We start from the raw sequence: 15,967 nt of genomic DNA on the forward strand, positions 1-15,967 counted from the left end.
TCTGGATAAATACAAATTCAGGAGTCAATAAATTTATTTAAACATATAATGTCAGTAATTTATTTTGAAGCCTAGGACATGACTCCTGCCGGGCACGACGGCAGGCGCCAAGGGGAGGAAGGCTGCATATCATATATAGCTTAATTATCATGTTAATAAATTTGCTATATACACATCAATCGTTGATTCTTTTATCTATATCCGGAATCATCGAGTGAAATCGGAGCGAAGGGCGGCGTCTTCACCTCGCCAAAGCTGGCGGCGCCCATCGATGAACAGGATAACGACGATGAGACGAACAAAGGTGGCCTCGGCGCTGCTCGGCGTGGTGCTGTTGGCCGGCGGCTTGCAAGGCCAGGCACGGGCCGGCGGCAGCCTGCCGACCGAGGTCCCCGCCGGCACAGCGCTGGTGGTCGCCGATCAGAACGAAGCGCTGCAGACCCTGATGATCGCCTCCGGCGAGCAGCAGAAACTCGCCGCCGCGGTGACATACGCCAACTTCCTCGGTGGCCCTGCCATCCTCGAGGCGTTCCGGGCCAGAGCCTTGGACCTGGCGACGGTTGGCAATACGCCGCCGATCCAGGCACAGGCGGCCGGTGAGACCATTCCCATCGTGGCGGCTCTCGCCACCTCCGAGCCGGACTATCAGTTCGCCGTCCGGCCGGGCCTGACGGTGTCCCGGCTCGAAGAGCTTCGCGGCAAGCGGATCGCCTATGCCGAGGGCACCGGCCGGCAGCCCTTCGTGCTGAACGCCCTCAAGGCCGCCGGGCTGGCCAAGGCGGACGTGACGCTCGTGCCGCTCCGCGCCGCCGACTTCCCGGACGCGATCCGCAGCGGCCAGGTGGACGTCGCGGCGCTGAACGAGCCGCATTTCTCGCGATATCTCGCCGACTTCGCCGACCAGCAGGCGAGCGCGCTGCCGAGATCCGAGCACGACCGGCTGCCGCGATCGCTGACCTATCTCTATGCCAGCGGGGAGGCTCTGGCCGATCCCGCCAAGGCCGCCGCCATCCGCGATTTCGTGAGGCACTGGATCGCGGCGAAGAGATGGTCGAAGGCCAATCCCGACGCCTGGGTCAAGGCCTACTACGTCGACCGGCAGAACCTGAAGGAGACGGACGGCAAGGCGATCGTCCAGTCGGAGGGACAGATCTCCTTCCCGCTGCTGCGGGATCTGGTCTCGCGGCAGCAAGGGCTCATCGACCTGATCTTCGAGGCCGGCGACATCCCGGAACGGCTGGATGCCGCGAGGGAGTTCGACCTCCGCTTCGACGAGGTGATCGAGACCGCCGCGAAGTGACGAATCCGCAGCATCGCGGGAACGCGCCATGACTTTCCAGATCCGATCTGATTTCGGCCCACGGACGAAGTCGTCCGGCACTATGAGAGCCAGCGTCGCCCATGCGGCACCCGCAGCCGGCGCAAAGCCTCTGGCGCCGCGGCGGCTGCGGGCCGGCGGCATCCTGCTCGGCCCTGCGGTGGTGCTCGTCCTCTGGGAGATCGCTTCGCTCGCGGGCTGGATCTCGCCGCGGTTTCTGGCTGCGCCCTCGACGGCCCTCGTCACGGGCTACGAGATGGTGGCGAAGGGCGTGCTGATCGACCACTTCCTGGCCTCCGCCCGGCGCGCCTATCTTGGGCTCGGCTTCGGCGTCGCGATAGGGCTGATCCTGGCCCTGGCCGCCGGCCTCAGCCGGGCCGGCGAAGCCTCGATCGACGGGCTGGTCCAGATCAAGCGCGCCATCCCGACGCTCGCGCTCATCCCCCTTGCCATCCTGTGGCTCGGCATCGGCGAGGTGATGAAGGTCACCCTGATCGCGACCAGCGTCCTCGTGCCCGTCTACATCAACACCCACGCGGCGCTGCGCGGCATCGACATCCGCTATGTCGAGCTCGCTCGCACGGTCCGGCTGACGCGAAGCGAGTTCATCCGCCGCGTCGCGCTGCCGGGTGCGCTGCCCGGCTTCTTCACCGGGCTGCGCCTGGCCGTGACCACCTGCTGGACATCACTGGTGGTGCTCGAGCAGATCAACACCAGCGAGGGCATCGGCTATCTGATGAACCGGGCGCGGGACTACGGCCAGACCGACGTGATCGTCGTGGGCCTCGTCATCTATGCCGCGCTCGGCCTGCTGTCGGACGCGGCGGTGCGGCTGTGGGAGCGCCGGGCCCTGGCCTATCGAAAGGTCATCGGCTCGTGACGGCGCTGGCCCTGGCCCTTAACGAGGTTCGTGGCGCGGCGGTCCGCGTCCGCAATCTCACCCGCAGCTTCTCCGGGCGCACCGTGCTCGACGGCATCTCGCTGGATCTCGCCGCCGGCGAGTTCGTGGCGTTGATCGGCAAGAGCGGATCGGGCAAGAGCACGCTGCTGCGTGCTCTTGCCAGGCTCGACGCCGACGCCGAGGGGCGGGGCACGATCGAGGTTCCCGACAGCAGCTCGGTGCTGTTCCAGGATTCGCGGCTGCTGCCGTGGGAGACCGTCCTGCAGAACGTCACCATCGGCCTGCGCCGGCCGGATGCCGAGGCGCGCGGGCGCGCCGCTCTCGCCGATGTCGGCCTCGCCGGCCGCGAGACCGCCTGGCCCAACGTCCTGTCGGGTGGCGAGCAGCAGCGGGTGGCCCTGGCGCGGTCGCTGGTGCGGGATCCGCAGCTTCTCCTGGCAGACGAGCCGTTCGGGGCGCTCGACGCCCTGACCCGCCTCCGCATGCACGACCTCCTCTTCGACCTCGTCGAGATCCATCGGCCGACTGTGCTGCTGGTCACCCACGACGTCGATGAGGCGTTGGTCCTGGCCGACCGCGTCCTGGTCATGGAGGCCGGAAGGATCGTGGTGGACCGACCGATCGACCTGCCGCATCCGCGCAAGAAGACGGATTCGCGGTTCGCGGCGCTGCGGGACGAGCTGCTCGGCGCGCTCGGCGTCGGCGGGCACGGATGACCAGAGACGATCCGATAGGTGGAACCATGAGCCGGACCTTGCACCTCAACCTGTTCATCCACGGCCGCGGCCACCACGAAGCCGCCTGGCGGCACCAGGGCGCGACCACCGCCGCGTTGACCGATATCCGCTACTACCAGCAGTTGGCCCAGCGGGCCGAGGCCGCCCTGTTCGATTCCGTCTTCCTGGCCGACGCGCTGGCGATCGGCGACGGCGTCGAGCATGTCGCCCAGGGGGGGCTGGAGCCGATCACCACCCTCGCCGCACTCGCCGGCGCCACCGAGCGGATCGGCCTGATCGCCACCGCCTCGACCACCTATACCGAGCCGTTCAACCTGGCGCGGCAGTTCGCATCGCTGGACCATATCAGCGGCGGCCGCATCGGCTGGAACATCGTCACCTCCTGGGTGTCGGGGGCCGGGCCGAACTTCGGCCATGATCGACAGATCGAGCATGCCGAACGCTACGATCGCGCCTTCGAATTCGTCGAGGTGGTGACCAAGCTGTGGGACAGCTGGGCTGACGACGCGGTGCTCGACGACCGGCAGTCCGGCCGTTATGCCGATCCGTCCCGGATCAGGCGGATCAATCATGCCGGCCGGTATCGCAAGGTGGCCGGGCCGCTGAACCTGCCGCGCTCGCCCCAGGGACGGCCAGTCTTCGTGCAGGCCGGGTCCTCGACCTCCGGCCGCCGCTTCGCCGCGACCCATGCCGAAGCCGTGTTCACCGCTCATCTGGAGAAGTCGGCCGCGATCGAGTTCTACGCCGACATCAAGTCCCAGGCCACGGTGCTGGGGCGCCCGGCGGACCAGGTCCTGATCCTGCCGGGCCTCAGCGCCGTCATCGGCTCGACCGAGGCGGAAGCGCAGCGGATCTGGCGCGAACTCAACGAGCTGACCCACCCGAAGGTCGGCTTGGCGCGGCTGTCCAACCGCTTCGGCGGCCACGACTTCTCGCATCTCGACCTCGACGCCAGACTGTCGGTCGACGACTTCCCCGACCCCAGCACCGTGCAGGCCGCCCAAAGCCGGGCTCAGGTGATCACGGCCCTGGTCGCGCGCGAGCGTCCGACCCTGCGCCAGCTGCTGCACAGCCTGGCGGGCGCACGCGGCCACTTCACCACCGCCGGCACGCCCGAGCAGATCGCCGACATCATCACGGACTGGTTCTCGTCCGGCGCCGCGGACGGCTTCAACGTCATGCCGCCGATCCTGCCCACGCAGTTCGACGTCTTCGTCGAGCAGGTCGTGCCCATCCTGCAGGAGCGGGGGCTGTTCCGTCGCGAATACGCCGGCACGACCCTGCGCGAGCACTACAGCCTGCGCCGGCCGGAGAGCCAGTTCTTTCAGCCCCCCGTCGCCATCCGCGCCTAGGCGGGACGGCATCTCCGCCCGCCATATCGAACCGAGAGAATCTGCGATGAACCAACTCGTCAAGGGACCGGCCCTCGACCCGCTGTCCCCGGAGCGCTCGGAGGGCGGCGGCCGGATCGCCTTCGTCCAGTCGCTCTGGCATGAGGACATCGTCGACCAGAGCCGCGAGGCATTTCTGGCGGCTCTGGCCGACACCCCACATGCCGGAACCCCGGTCGACCTGTTCGAGGTGCCCGGCGTGTTCGAGATCCCGCTGCACGCCCAGCTCCTGGCGAGGACCGGCCGCTACGCGATCATCGTCGCGGCCGGCCTGGTGGTCGATGGCGGTATCTATCGCCATGAATTCGTGTCGACGGCGGTGATCGATGCGCTGATGCGGGTCCAGCTCGACACCGAGGTGCCGGTGCTGTCCGTCGTGCTGACGCCGCAGCGCTTCCATGAGCACGACGAGCACCGCCGCTTCTTCCACGACCATTTCCGGGTGAAGGGCCGCGAGGCCGCCGAGGCCTGTACCCGCACGCTGGAGACCATCAGCCGGCTGAAGGCCTTGGCCCACTGACGCGCAGCCGTGTCGCTGCGGACGGTCTCGGTCGAGGCAGCTGCAAGCTTCTCAGAGACAAGCAAGAGCGCATCCGCATGTGGTCGTGCCGAGGCGAGCCAGAGCCTCGTCCAGCCGTGTGGCGGCGCCCGGAAGGACGACCTCATGCGAGACCGCAAACGACCACCTGCCCCCGATGCGGCCGGCACCCCGGAGTTCCCGACCCGGCGCGCCATCCTGGGCAGCGCGCTGAGCCTGGCCGGCGGGGTCGTCGCGATCGGAGCCGGCCGGGGCGCGGCCGGCCAGGACGCTCCTGCCGTCGTCCCGCCCTGGACCCGTGAGCAGGGCGCCGCCATCACCAGCCCGCCCTATGGCCTGCCCTCACCCTTCGAGAAGGGCGTCGTGCGCAAGCCGCGCACCCCGCCGCCGGTGCCAACCGCCGCCTCCAGCGGCACACCGCTGCAGCACCTGCACGGCATCATCACCCCCAACGGCCTGCATTATGAGCGGCACCACGCGGGCGTGCCGGCGATCGACCCGGACCAGCATCGCCTGATCGTCCATGGCCTGGTCGACCGGCCGCTGCTGTTCACCATGGACGACATCCTGCGCTTCCCCTCGGTGAGCCGGATCCATTTCCTGGAGTGCTCCGGCAACACCCCGGGCTGGAGCGGCGCCAAGGAGAGCTGGACGGCGCAGGAGACCCATGGGCTGCTGAGCTGCTGCGAATGGACCGGGGTCGCCCTCTCCACCCTGCTGGACCAGGTCGGGGGCCGGCCGGAGGCGCGCTGGATCCTGGCTGAAGGCGCCGATGCCGCCGCGATGAGCCGCAGCGTGCCGATCGAGAAGGCCCTGGACGACGCCATCCTGGCCTATGCCCAGAACGGCGAGCGCCTGCGGCCGGAGCAGGGCTATCCGCTGCGGCTGGTGCTGCCCGGCTACGAGGGCAACATGAGCATCAAATGGCTCCGCCGCTTGAAGCTCGGCGACCAGCCGTTCCAGACCCGCGAGGAGACCTCGAAATACACCGACCTGATGCCCGACGGGCGGGCGCGCCAGTTCACCTTCGTGATGGAGGCGAAATCCGTCATCACCTTCCCGTCGGGCGGCCAGGCCCTGAGGGAGCCCGGCTTCTACGAGATCTCCGGCCTGGCTTGGTCCGGCCACGGCAGCATCCGCCGGGTCGAGATCTCGACCGATGGCGGCCGGAGCTGGCGTGAAGCGCAGTTGCAGGATCCGATCCTGCCGAAATGCCTGACTCGCTTCCGCCTGCCCTGGACCTGGGACGGCGGGCCGGCGGTGCTGCAAAGCCGCGCCACCGACGACACCGGCTATGTCCAGCCGCAGCGGGCGGCGCTGATCGAGGCCCGCGGCCTGAATTCCGGCTATCACTTCAACGGCATCCAGTCCTGGCGCGTCCAGCCGGGGGGAGCGGTGTCCAATGTCGTCTAACCGCCGGGGCATCATCATCGCCTGCGGGATGATCGTTATGGCTTTCGCGATACCGGCCTTGCTCGGGCGTCCTCTTCCTCCGCCGGCACGCGCGGCTGCAGCACATCTCCTGGGCCTCGGCCGGACTCCGACCGCCGCCGAGATCGCCGCCTGGGACATCGATGTCCGCGCCGACGGGACGGGCCTGCCGCCCGGTCGCGGCAGCGTGCGCGAGGGAGCCGCAATCTTCGCGGAGAGCTGCGCCGCCTGCCATGGCGATCGCGGCCAGGGCAAGCCGATGGACCCCCTGGTCGGCGGATTGGGCACGCTAACCGCGGTGAAGCCGGTGCGCACGGTCGGCAGCTACTGGCCCTACGCCACCACGCTGTTCGACTTCGTCCGGCGCGCGATGCCCTTCGACGCGCCGCAATCGCTGACCAACGATCAGGTCTACGCCGTGTCGGCCTACGTCCTCTACCTCAACCAGATCGTCGCCGAGGACACGGTGCTCGACGCCGTCACCCTGCCCAAGGTGCAAATGCCGAACCGCGACGGCTTCATCAGCCCCGACCCACGCCCAGACGTGGCGTCGAGCCAGTGACAACATGGATACCGGCACGCTGCGAAACATCGCCGTGATGGAGAAGCATTTGTTGCACCGGAAATTCTCAACATGTACTGAGAGCTGATGACCCGAGTCGCGCCACCTTCGAGCTTCTACTACCCGCTGCTCCCATAGGGCGGCGCGCAAGGTCATTTTCCTGACACCCACGACGCCGCAAGGTCGGCGGCGTGTGCATCAGCAAGAGGTCTCCGGCCTTCGGCCCATGACGGAGACCCGAGATGTCGATACGCCTCGATCAGCCCATCACACTGCGATCCGATTTCCTGCGCGCGCTCTCGGAGCGCGGCTTCATCCACCAGTGCACTGACCTGGCCGGGCTCGACGCACGGGCCTGCGCCGGCCCCGTGATCGCCTACAACGGCTTCGATCTCATGGCCGACAGCCTGCATGCCGGCCATCTCATCCCGATCATGATGCTGCGCTGGCTGCGGAAGACTGGCCACAAGCCCATTGTCCTGATGGGCGGGGGGCACCACGAGGATCGGTGATCCGAGCTTTCGCGACACCTCGCGTCCGCTTCTGGATGGCGAGCAGATCAGGACCAATCTCGTCGGCATCCGGCGAGTGTTCGACCGCCTCCTGGTGTTCGGCGAAGGGCCGACCGATGCGGTGATGGTCGACAACGCCGAGTGGCTGGGCCGCCTCGGCTACATCGACTTCCTCAGCGAGGTCGGGTGGTACTTCTCCATCAACCGGATGCTCACCTTCGACAGCGTGCGCCAGCGACTGGAGGGCGAGCAGTCGCTGTCCCTCCTGGAGTTCAACTACATGGTGATCCAGGCCTACGACTTCCTGGAGCTCGCCCGCACCCGCGGCTGTACGCTTCAGCTCGGCGCGTCCGATCAGTGGGGAAATATCGTGAACGGCGTCGAGCTGGGGCGCCGGGCGGACGGCCGCGAGCTCTTCGGCCTGACCGCGCCGCTCCTCACCACCTCATCGGGCGTCAAGATGGGCAAGAGCGCTTCAGGGGCCGTGTGGCTCAACGCCGAACGGCTCACCCCATACGACTTCTGGCAGTTCTGGCGGAACACCGAAGACCGCGACGTCGGCCGCCTCCTGCGCCTGTTCACCGAGCTCCCGCTGGACGAGATCGCGCGGTTGGAGGTGCTTCAAGGCAGCGAAGCCAACCAGGGGAAGAAGGTGCTCGCCGATGCAGTGACGACCTTGTGTCACGGACGCGACGCGGCGGAAGCCGCACGCGAGACCGCCCTACAGGCTTTCGAAGGGGGCCGGGCAGCGGGCGGGCTGCCCGCAATCGTCGTCGAAGCTGATCGGCTGCGGGAGGGCGTGCCGCTGGTAGACCTGCTGGTGGGCGGCGGCGCTCGGGTGAACGGCGCGGTCATTACAGATGACGCGGCACGCCTAACCGAGGGACATGTGCAGGGCGGCGTGATCAAACTCTCGGCCGGACGAAAACGACACGCCCTCATCCGGAATGGTCTGAGATGGTGAGCGGGGCTTCCCGCTCAGCAAATCATATCGGCCACCGTGTGTCGTGACCCAGGAGCGACCTGGCTCCTCACGGCAGCCGGCGGCGGCATCACTGTGCCGCCGCCGGAGTCCGTCAGGCGAGCTCGGCCATCCGCCACTACGGCCTGCTGGCGAAAGGCCCCAATGCGATCGATCTCGACCGGCTCCGGACGCTGATCGCCGAACAGGCCAGCGACCAGCCCGCCGTGCCGGACGATGAGCCCGAACCGGATGAGCTGGAGACCACGGCCCTGCCGGCCTGCCCCTGCTGCGGCGGGCGCATGCGCATCATCGAACGCTTCGGCTGCGGCCGCTCCCCGTGCACCGCCGCCAGCCTCCCCCTCTGCTTCGACACCTCATGAATGCCGCTGTGCCGACACGCCCGAGCCCGCCATGCTGTCGCCCTTCGGCCACGGCTCCGGCCCGGCTGCGCCTCTCCCCGCCGAACGCCGTCAAACCCGTCCTTCTCTTGCCTCCGGCTCAGCCTCAGCCCGCACTGCGATTGCTCCGGATACCTCCGGACGGCGTTGGCGGCCGCCATCATCGCCCGCACCCCAACCGCTCGGCACCTGGCGCGAAACGCAATCCCCATAACCTCGTCTCAACTGGCCGACACCTCTCGGGCTGACCGCGGCTTCCTCCTCTGAAGGGCTTCGGACGCCGGCCCCGCTCCCGGCACTACTTTCTGCGCCAGGGCCGGCATCCGAAGCCCTAAACACAAGCGGTGATTGAGCCGGTATCCCGATTGCGGACACACGAGCTGTCGCCCGGAAGCCGTCTCGCCCGCCATCACTGATTGCTATCGGGGTCTTCGTTGGTGGCCTTGCTCCTGATCCCGTGGATCGTCTCGGCCGCCCGATCCTCAACCGCAGCCCCAAGCATCGGCATCCGGGCGCTCAAGCTTTCCTTCCACAACTCGGCAACGATGCGCTGCAGCTCGTCGGTCACAGCCTCATTGAGCTCGCCGGTGCGGCGAACCCGCTCCAACTCGGCCTTGAGGATCCGATGTGCATGCTCTCGAGCGGAGAGCAGTGCCTGATTGAAGCCGCGATGGTCCGCCTCGTCCGACATGGCTCAGTCCCGATACCGTCGCCTCGCCGGCATCCTAAGCGCCGGCTTGCGGATTTGCGATATGATGCTCAGACGGATGAAGGCAACCGTACGCCAGAAGCTCAGCTTTGATGACGCAGTGGCACTCGCTCTCGCGAGACCTGCGTTACGTCTTATTGCGATCGACGGACTGCCGGTGTCGGGCAAATCGACCCTCGCCGACGGGTTGGCCGGCGCCCTGGGCGCGGAATGTCTCTATCTCGACGATTTCGTGAAACCGGAAGCCCTCTGGCCCTCGCGGACCTCGCCATCGTTTCCCTTCGGCTATATCCGCTACGACGAGTTCCTCGATGCAGTGAAGTCCCTTGCCCAGCACGGGAGGTGCGCCTATCGCCCCTATGACTGGGATGGACGCCAGGTGCAAGACGAGCCGCGGACCATCACGCTCGAAAAGCCCGTCATCATCGAGGGTGTTTCGGCGCTGCATCCAGAGCTGGCGCCACTGTATGACCTGCGGATCTGGGTCGACAGCGATGCTACAACGACATTCTCCGCGGCGCTCCAGCGGGGCGTGGGCGCCTGGGAGCGCGAATGGCGAGAGATGTTCCTGCCGAGTGTCGATCTATATCTGGAAAGCAAGCCCTGGGAGCGCGCCGATCTTCGTGTTGCAGGTCGGGGCGCCTGCTGAGCGATCTGGCCCGGCCGAAGGGCGCCATTTCCGGCCGTTTCGCGCGCGTTCCGAGAGCGGACATCTGCAACACCGGTTGCTCTCGCGTCTATTCAGTTCGCCCGGCGTTATCGACAGTCGCCAAAGCGGTCATGCTCCAGTTCGCTCAGAACCGGCCATTCACTGAGGACCGACGACATTCCGTCAGAGACTCATCACTTCGCCGGATCGGCCACTAGCCTGAGATCTCCGAAGGTGACACCGCGCTCGGCCGTCACCTGGTCGGCCACCGCCCGGATCTCACCGACCGGGCCGCGCAGCACCGCCACCTCCAGGCAGTTGTGGTGGTCGAGATGCAGATGCAGCGTCGACAGGTTCATCACGTGATGGTCGTGATGGGTGTGGGTCAGCCGGCGCGCCAGGTCGCGGCGCTCATGGTCGAAGATGTAGCTCAGCACGCCGATGCCGGTCTGCGCCGCATCCCCGGTCGCCGCCACCTCGCGCGCCACCATCTCGCGGATCAGGTCGCGCACCGCCTCCGACCGGTTGGCGTAGCCCTTCCCGGCGACATGCGCGTCCAGCGCCTCGGCCAGCTCGTCTTCCAGGCTGATCGTGATCCGTTGCATCACCGCTCCCGCGGCGATCGCCGCTAGACAGGACAGGAGGAGCTTCGTATGAAGTTCTGAAGAAGACTTCATACAAATCGCCTCGGGTCACCGGATTCTATCCGTTCCAGCCGTCCTGTCGACCGGCTGGCGGCCCATGGCTGCGACAGCAAGGAGTGCGCCATGGCATCGTTTCCGCCGGTCGGCTCGGGCAACCCCGTGCTCACCCGCCGCGCGGCGCTGGCTTGGGGGGCGGCCGGGATCGCGGCGGCAGGTGCATTCCGGCTGCCCGGCTCGGCCTGGGCGGCGGAGAGCGACGGCGATAGCCTGACCTATTCCTGGCCGTCCAATGTCGGGCCGCTGAACCCGCACCTGTACAACCCCAACCAGATGTTCGCGCAGTCGATGCTGTACGAGCCGCTGGTGCGCTACGGCGAGGGCGGGCGGATCGAGCCATGCCTGGCGGAGAACTGGACCTTGTCCGACGACGGCCGGGTCTACACTTTCCATTTGCGCCAGGGAGTCCGCTTCACCGACGGTGCCGCCTTCGACGCCGCGGCGGTGAAGGCCAACTTCGACGCCGTGCTGAAGAACCGCGACCGGCACAGCTGGCTCGAGATCGTCGCCCAGATCGAGGCGGCGGAGGCCGCCGACCCGGCAACATTCCGGCTGCATTTGCGCCGGCCCTACTACCCGGCGCTGTACGAGCTGTCGTTGATCAGGCCGCTGCGCTTCCTGTCGCCCAAGGCAATCCCGGCCGACGGCGACACCAGCAAGGGCATCGCGGCTCCGGTCGGCACCGGTCCGTGGAAGCTGGTCGAGACCGCGCTGGGCGAGCGCGATGTGTTCGCGCGCAACGACGACTATTGGGGGCCGAAGCCGGCGCTGTCCCGCATCACCGTGCTGGTTATCCCCGACCCGACCACGCGCGGCCTGGCGCTGGAGACCGGCGACATCGACCTGGCCTACGGCACCGACCAGCTGAGCCCGCAGGACATCCGCCGGCTGCAAGCCGATCCGCGCTTCACCGTCGCGATCTCGCCGCCGATGTCCTCCCGCCTGCTGGCGATGAACACGACCCAGGGGCCGACCGCCGACCTCGCCGTGCGCCGGGCCGTGCTGCACGGCGTCAACCGCGGCTCGATCGTCCGCAACGTGCTGCTGGGCCTGGAGGCGCCGGCAGAGACGCTGTTCGCCACCAACCTGCCCTACACCGATCTCGGCCTGCCCCCCTATGCCTTCGACCGCGACGCCGCGGCCCGGCTGCTGGACCAGGCGGGCTGGGCGGCCGGGCCGGACGGCACCCGGCAGCGCGACGGCCAGGAGCTGGCGATCGACTATTACTTCCCCGGCGCCGATGCGCTGCAGAAGGCGATCGCCGAGGCGGTGCAGGCCGACCTGCGGCCGGTCGGCATCGCCATCCGCCTGCATGGCGAGGAGTCGAACTCGGTCGGCAGCCGCCAGCGCTCCGGCGATTTCGGCATGATCACCAGCGACAGCTGGGGCGCGCCCTACGACCCGCATTCCTTCATGAGCTCGATGCGGGTGCCGTCGCATGCCGACTACCAGGCCCAGCGCGGCCTGGCGATGAAGGCCGAGATCGACGCCCGGATCGGCCAGGTGCTGGTCTCGACCGACGAGGAAGCGCGCCGCGCCGACTATCGCTGGCTGCTGACCACGCTGCACGAACAGGCGGTGTATCTGCCGGTCTCCTACACCACCGTCACCGCGGTGCATCCCATCGGGGTGGCGGTCGACCGGTTCGGCTTCACCGAGAACGAGATCCCGTTCGAGCGCATCACCCGGGCGGCGGGATGATCGGTTTCGTCCTCCGCCGGGTCCTGACCCTGGTACCGCTGCTGCTGCTGGTCTCGATCGGCGTGTTCCTGGTGCTGCGCCTCGGCCATGGCGACCCGGCGCTCGACTATCTGCGGCTGTCGCAGATCCCGCCGACCGACGCCGCCCTGGCGCTGGCCCGCACCGAGCTCGGCCTCGATCGCCCGCTGGCCGAGCAGTACCTGTCCTGGCTGGGCGGCGCCGTGGCGCTCGATTTCGGTACCTCCTGGGTCACCCGCCGCCCGGTGCTGCCGGAGATCCTGCACTACCTTCCGGCGACGCTGCAGCTGGCCGGCGCCGCCCTGGCCCTGACCATCGGGCTCGGCCTGCCGCTGGGCGTCTGGGCGGCGCTGCGCCGGGGCCGCTGGCCGGACCACCTGACCCGCGCCTTCACCGTGCTCGGCGTGTCGCTGCCCAGCTTCTGGCTGGGCTTCCTCCTGATCCTGCTGTTCTCGGTGACGCTGCGCTGGCTGCCGCCGCTCGGCAAGGGTGGGCTGCAGCACCTGCTGATGCCGGCCTTCGCCCTGGCGCTGATGTCGATCTGCATCAACATCCGCCTGGTGCGGTCCAGCGTGCTGGAGCATCTCGGCGAGCGCCATGTCGGCTTCGCCCGCGCCCGCGGCCTGCCGGAACGCGTGGTGGTCGGCCGCCACGTCCTGCTGAACGCGCTGATCCCGCCGGTCACCGCCGTCGGCCTGCATATCGGCGAGCTGCTGGGCGGCGCCATGGTGGTCGAGATCGTGTTCGGCTGGCCGGGCGTCGGCCGCTACGCGCTGCAGGCGATCTCGAACCGCGACTTCCCGGCGCTGCAGTGCTTCATCCTGGTGATGACCACGGTGTTCGTCCTCTGCAACCTCGCGGTCGACATCGTCTACGCCTGGATCGACCCGCGCATCCGGCTGGCGCGGGGGGCCGCGTGACGCGCCGCCCGCTGCTGGCCCTGGCGGTCCTGGTCGTGGCGCTGCTGGTCGGCGCCGCGCTGCTCGCCCCCTGGCTCGGCCCGCCCGACCCGATGGCGGCCGACCTGGAGCAGAAGCTGCTGCCGCCCTCCGCCGCGCATTGGCTGGGCACCGACCATCTCGGCCGCGACATCCTGGCCCGGCTGGTCTGGGGCACGCGGGCCTCGCTGGGTTCGGTGGCGCTGGTCTTCGTGCTGGTGGTCGCCATCGGCGTCGTCGTCGGCTGCATCGCCGGCTATGCCGGCGGCTGGGTCGACGCGGTGCTGATGCGGATCTGCGACGCCTTCATGACCATCCCGACCCTGGTGCTGGCGCTGTTCCTGATCGGGGCGCTGGGCACCGGGCTGACCAATGTCGTGATCGCCATCGTGCTGTCGCACTGGGCCTGGTATGCCCGGCTGGTCCGCGGCCTGACCCTGTCGTTGAAGTCGCGCGACTATGTCACCGCGGCCCGCGTCGCCGGCGGCGGCCGTATCGCCGTGATCCGCCGCCATATGCTGCCGGTGATCGGCGGGCAGCTGGCCGTGCTGGCCAGCCTCGACCTCGGCCACTGGATGCTGCATGTCGCCGGCCTGTCCTTCCTCGGCCTCGGCGTGGCGCCGCCGACGCCGGAATGGGGGATCATGATCAACGACGCCCGGCCGTTCATCTGGACCGCGCCGATGCTGATCGTGCTGCCGGGCGCCGCGATCTTCCTCACCGTGATGGCCTTCAACCTGCTGGGCGACGCGCTGCGCGACCGGCTGGACCCGAACCTGAAGGAGAGTGTGCATTGACCGCGGCGCCATCCTCCCTCTCCGTCCATGGCCTGCGCATCGAGGCCGGCGGCCGGGTCCTGGTCGACGGCGCCGGCTTCGCCGTGCGGCGCGGCGAGGTCCATGCCCTGGTCGGCGCCAGCGGCAGCGGCAAGACGCTGAGCTGCCTGTCGGTGCTGGGGCTGCTGCCGCCGAATCTCCGCCGGGCGGCGGGTGAGATCCGGCTGGACGGCCATCCGCTGGATGCCGCGGCGGTGGCCGGGCTGCGCGGCCGGGTGGCCGGGCTGGTGCAGCAGAACCCGCGCAGCGGCTTCAACCCGATCGTCCGGCTGGACCGGCATTTCCGCGAGAGCCTCGCCTTGGCCGGGCTGCGCGGGCAGGCTGCCACCGACCGGGCGGCGGCGCTGCTGGTCGATGTCGGCTTCGACGATCCCCGGGCGCTGTTGCGGCTGTACCCGTTCCAGATGAGCGGCGGCATGCTGCAGCGGGCGATGATCGCCCTGGCCCTGGTGCACGACCCCGCCTTCCTGATCGCGGACGAGCCGACCACCGATCTCGACCTGGTGTCGCAGCGCCAGCTGCTCGACTTGCTCGACCGGCTGCGGGCTGACCGCGGCCTGGGCATCCTACTGGTGACCCACGACCTGTCCGTCACCGCCCGGATGGCCGACACCGTCACGGTGATGCAGGGCGGCCGGGTGGTCGAGAGCGCGGCTGTGGGCGAGCTGTTCCACGCCCCGCGCTCCCCCGAGGCGGCGGCGCTGCTGGAGGCGCATCGCCGACTCTACCGGGCCGGCACGTCGTCGGGCGGGGCCGAAGCGGCATGACCCTGCTTTCCGTCGACCGCGTCTCGAAATCCTACCGCCAGGGCGGCCTATTCGACCGCCGGCCGCCGCGCCAGGTCCTGCAAGGGGCCGGCCTGTCGATCACGGCCGGGGAATGCGTCGGCCTGCTCGGCCCCAGCGGCTGCGGCAAGAGCACGCTGGCCCGGCTGATCCTCGGGATCGAGGCGCCCGACAGCGGCGCGGTGCTGCTGGACGGGGCGCCCCTGGCCGGTCGCGGCCGGCCAGACGCCGTCCAGGCGCGGCGGGACATCCAGGCGGTGTTCCAGGACCCGTTCGGGGCGACCAATCCGCGCTTCACCGCCTTCGAGGTGGTGGCCGAGCCGCTGCGCAACTTCGACCGGCTCAGCGGTCCGGCGCTGCGGGCGCGGGTCGACGGGCTGCTGCGCCAGGTCGGCCTCGATCCGGCGGAGTCCGGCAAGCCGGCACACCGCTTCAGCGGCGGCCAGTTGCAGCGCCTGTGCATCGCCCGGGCGCTGGCGCCCGGCCCCCGGCTGCTGATCCTGGACGAGGCCGTGTCCAGCCTGGACATGACGACCCAGGGGCGGATCCTCGACCTGCTGGCCGAGCTGCGACGCCGGAGCGGCATCGCCTACCTGTTCATCACCCACGACATCCGGCTGGTGCCGGGCTTCTGCGATCGCGCCGTGGTGATAGAGGACGGCCGCACCGTCGCGGTCGGCGACATCGCCGCACCGGCAGTTCGCTGCGAGACGCTGGAGCTGCTGCGGGACGCGGTCTTGCCGCCAATGCCCGTTGCTCGAACGGCGAGCTGAGCCGATACGCTCGGCTCGACTGCGGGTCCGCTGGGGGCGCGATGGCGCCACAAGCGGCCATCTACACGGACTGCCCAAACCGGACTCAGCCCGACTTGGCCGGGA

The 15,967-nt window shown here is 68.9% G+C and carries 15 protein-coding genes and 1 pseudogene; 14 read left to right on the top strand and 2 right to left on the bottom strand.

Features of this window, described 5'->3' with window-relative positions:
- The first annotated feature begins 289 nt into the window (after positions 1–289).
- The 8 genes and pseudogenes from BWR60_RS00975 to tyrS all read left to right on the top strand — a co-directional run bounded on the left by BWR60_RS00975 (position 290) and on the right by tyrS (position 8,354).
- Positions 290–1,300, top strand: coding sequence for an ABC transporter substrate-binding protein (locus BWR60_RS00975; protein ID WP_088149128.1), 1,011 nt, complete (start codon positions 290–292; stop codon positions 1,298–1,300).
- 82 nt (positions 1,301–1,382) lie between these two features.
- Positions 1,383–2,198, top strand: coding sequence for an ABC transporter permease (locus BWR60_RS00980; protein WP_218823263.1), 816 nt, complete (start codon positions 1,383–1,385; stop codon positions 2,196–2,198).
- Entirely contained in the window at positions 2,195–2,935 is a 741-nt protein-coding gene (locus BWR60_RS00985; protein WP_230982905.1) for an ABC transporter ATP-binding protein, read from the top strand. The genes BWR60_RS00980 and BWR60_RS00985 overlap by 4 nt, the downstream gene beginning before the upstream one ends.
- A 26-nt stretch (positions 2,936–2,961) precedes the next feature.
- On the top strand, positions 2,962–4,308 hold the full coding sequence (locus BWR60_RS00990; protein ID WP_088149130.1) for an LLM class flavin-dependent oxidoreductase: 1,347 nt from the start codon (positions 2,962–2,964) through the stop codon (positions 4,306–4,308).
- A 46-nt stretch (positions 4,309–4,354) separates the two neighbouring features.
- Positions 4,355–4,867 carry a 6,7-dimethyl-8-ribityllumazine synthase gene (locus BWR60_RS00995; RefSeq protein ID WP_088149131.1) on the top strand — a complete coding sequence of 171 codons (513 nt, stop codon included), beginning with the start codon at positions 4,355–4,357 and terminating at the stop codon, positions 4,865–4,867.
- 144 nt (positions 4,868–5,011) lie between these two features.
- Positions 5,012–6,298, top strand: coding sequence for a sulfite dehydrogenase (gene soxC, locus BWR60_RS01000; RefSeq protein ID WP_088149132.1), 1,287 nt, complete (start codon positions 5,012–5,014; stop codon positions 6,296–6,298).
- Positions 6,288–6,878 (top strand): c-type cytochrome, encoded by a 591-nt coding sequence (locus BWR60_RS01005; RefSeq protein WP_088149133.1) that lies wholly within the window; start codon positions 6,288–6,290, stop codon positions 6,876–6,878. Before soxC ends, BWR60_RS01005 begins: the two co-directional genes overlap by 11 nt.
- Before the next feature lie 242 nt (positions 6,879–7,120).
- Positions 7,121–8,354, top strand: a pseudogene (gene tyrS / locus BWR60_RS01010) (tyrosine--tRNA ligase).
- Positions 8,355–9,161: 807 nt separating this feature from the next.
- Here tyrS and BWR60_RS01015 read toward each other — a convergent pair.
- The gene (locus BWR60_RS01015; protein ID WP_088149134.1) at positions 9,162–9,443 is read right to left on the bottom strand and encodes a hypothetical protein; all 282 of its coding nucleotides are present in this window, start codon (positions 9,441–9,443) and stop codon (positions 9,162–9,164) included.
- A 61-nt stretch (positions 9,444–9,504) separates the two neighbouring features.
- On the opposite strand from BWR60_RS01015, the gene BWR60_RS01020 reads away from it, so the two are divergent.
- Positions 9,505–10,110, top strand: coding sequence for a uridine kinase family protein (locus BWR60_RS01020; protein WP_088149135.1), 606 nt, complete (start codon positions 9,505–9,507; stop codon positions 10,108–10,110).
- A gap of 194 nt (positions 10,111–10,304) precedes the next feature.
- Here the strand turns inward: BWR60_RS01020 and nikR are convergent, their stop codons facing one another.
- Positions 10,305–10,715 (bottom strand): nickel-responsive transcriptional regulator NikR, encoded by a 411-nt coding sequence (gene nikR / locus BWR60_RS01025; RefSeq protein ID WP_088149136.1) that lies wholly within the window; start codon positions 10,713–10,715, stop codon positions 10,305–10,307.
- Between the two features lie 162 nt (positions 10,716–10,877).
- Here nikR and nikA point away from each other — a divergent pair, with 162 nt between their 5' ends.
- The 5 genes from nikA to BWR60_RS01050 are packed head-to-tail and all read left to right on the top strand — an operon-like array spanning position 10,878 to position 15,862.
- Positions 10,878–12,512: a nickel ABC transporter substrate-binding protein gene (nikA, locus tag BWR60_RS01030; protein WP_088149137.1), complete on the top strand. Its 1,635-nt coding sequence runs from the start codon at positions 10,878–10,880 to the stop codon at positions 12,510–12,512.
- Positions 12,509–13,450, top strand: a complete 942-nt coding sequence (gene nikB / locus BWR60_RS01035) for a nickel ABC transporter permease subunit NikB (RefSeq protein ID WP_088149138.1) — start codon at positions 12,509–12,511, stop codon at positions 13,448–13,450. The genes nikA and nikB overlap by 4 nt, the downstream gene beginning before the upstream one ends.
- Positions 13,447–14,265 carry a nickel ABC transporter permease subunit NikC gene (gene nikC / locus BWR60_RS01040; RefSeq protein ID WP_218823265.1) on the top strand — a complete coding sequence of 273 codons (819 nt, stop codon included), beginning with the start codon at positions 13,447–13,449 and terminating at the stop codon, positions 14,263–14,265. The genes nikB and nikC overlap by 4 nt, the downstream gene beginning before the upstream one ends.
- Positions 14,262–15,071: an ATP-binding cassette domain-containing protein gene (locus tag BWR60_RS01045; protein ID WP_088149139.1), complete on the top strand. Its 810-nt coding sequence runs from the start codon at positions 14,262–14,264 to the stop codon at positions 15,069–15,071. The genes nikC and BWR60_RS01045 overlap by 4 nt, the downstream gene beginning before the upstream one ends.
- Entirely contained in the window at positions 15,068–15,862 is a 795-nt protein-coding gene (locus BWR60_RS01050) for an ATP-binding cassette domain-containing protein (RefSeq protein WP_088149140.1), read from the top strand. The genes BWR60_RS01045 and BWR60_RS01050 overlap by 4 nt, the downstream gene beginning before the upstream one ends.
- Positions 15,863–15,967 lie beyond the last annotated feature (105 nt).

Source organism: Inquilinus limosus (genome assembly GCF_002195995.1).
GTDB classification, from domain to species: Bacteria; Pseudomonadota; Alphaproteobacteria; order DSM-16000; family Inquilinaceae; genus Inquilinus; species Inquilinus limosus_C.

What these genes read in the sequence shown, in the direction of transcription:
- BWR60_RS00975 (WP_088149128.1), top strand. Translation starts at nt 290, where the DNA reads ATGAGACGAACAAAGGTGGCCTCGGCGCTGCTCGGCGTGGTGCTGTTG.
- BWR60_RS00980 (WP_218823263.1), top strand. Translation starts at nt 1,383, where the DNA reads ATGAGAGCCAGCGTCGCCCATGCGGCACCCGCAGCCGGCGCAAAGCCT.
- BWR60_RS00990 (WP_088149130.1), top strand. Translation starts at nt 2,962, where the DNA reads ATGAGCCGGACCTTGCACCTCAACCTGTTCATCCACGGCCGCGGCCAC.
- BWR60_RS00995 (WP_088149131.1), top strand. Translation starts at nt 4,355, where the DNA reads ATGAACCAACTCGTCAAGGGACCGGCCCTCGACCCGCTGTCCCCGGAG.
- soxC (WP_088149132.1), top strand. Translation starts at nt 5,012, where the DNA reads ATGCGAGACCGCAAACGACCACCTGCCCCCGATGCGGCCGGCACCCCG.
- BWR60_RS01005 (WP_088149133.1), top strand. Translation starts at nt 6,288, where the DNA reads ATGTCGTCTAACCGCCGGGGCATCATCATCGCCTGCGGGATGATCGTT.
- BWR60_RS01015 (WP_088149134.1), bottom strand. Translation starts at nt 9,443, where the DNA reads ATGTCGGACGAGGCGGACCATCGCGGCTTCAATCAGGCACTGCTCTCC.
- BWR60_RS01020 (WP_088149135.1), top strand. Translation starts at nt 9,505, where the DNA reads ATGATGCTCAGACGGATGAAGGCAACCGTACGCCAGAAGCTCAGCTTT.
- nikR (WP_088149136.1), bottom strand. Translation starts at nt 10,715, where the DNA reads ATGCAACGGATCACGATCAGCCTGGAAGACGAGCTGGCCGAGGCGCTG.
- nikA (WP_088149137.1), top strand. Translation starts at nt 10,878, where the DNA reads ATGGCATCGTTTCCGCCGGTCGGCTCGGGCAACCCCGTGCTCACCCGC.
- nikB (WP_088149138.1), top strand. Translation starts at nt 12,509, where the DNA reads ATGATCGGTTTCGTCCTCCGCCGGGTCCTGACCCTGGTACCGCTGCTG.
- BWR60_RS01050 (WP_088149140.1), top strand. Translation starts at nt 15,068, where the DNA reads ATGACCCTGCTTTCCGTCGACCGCGTCTCGAAATCCTACCGCCAGGGC.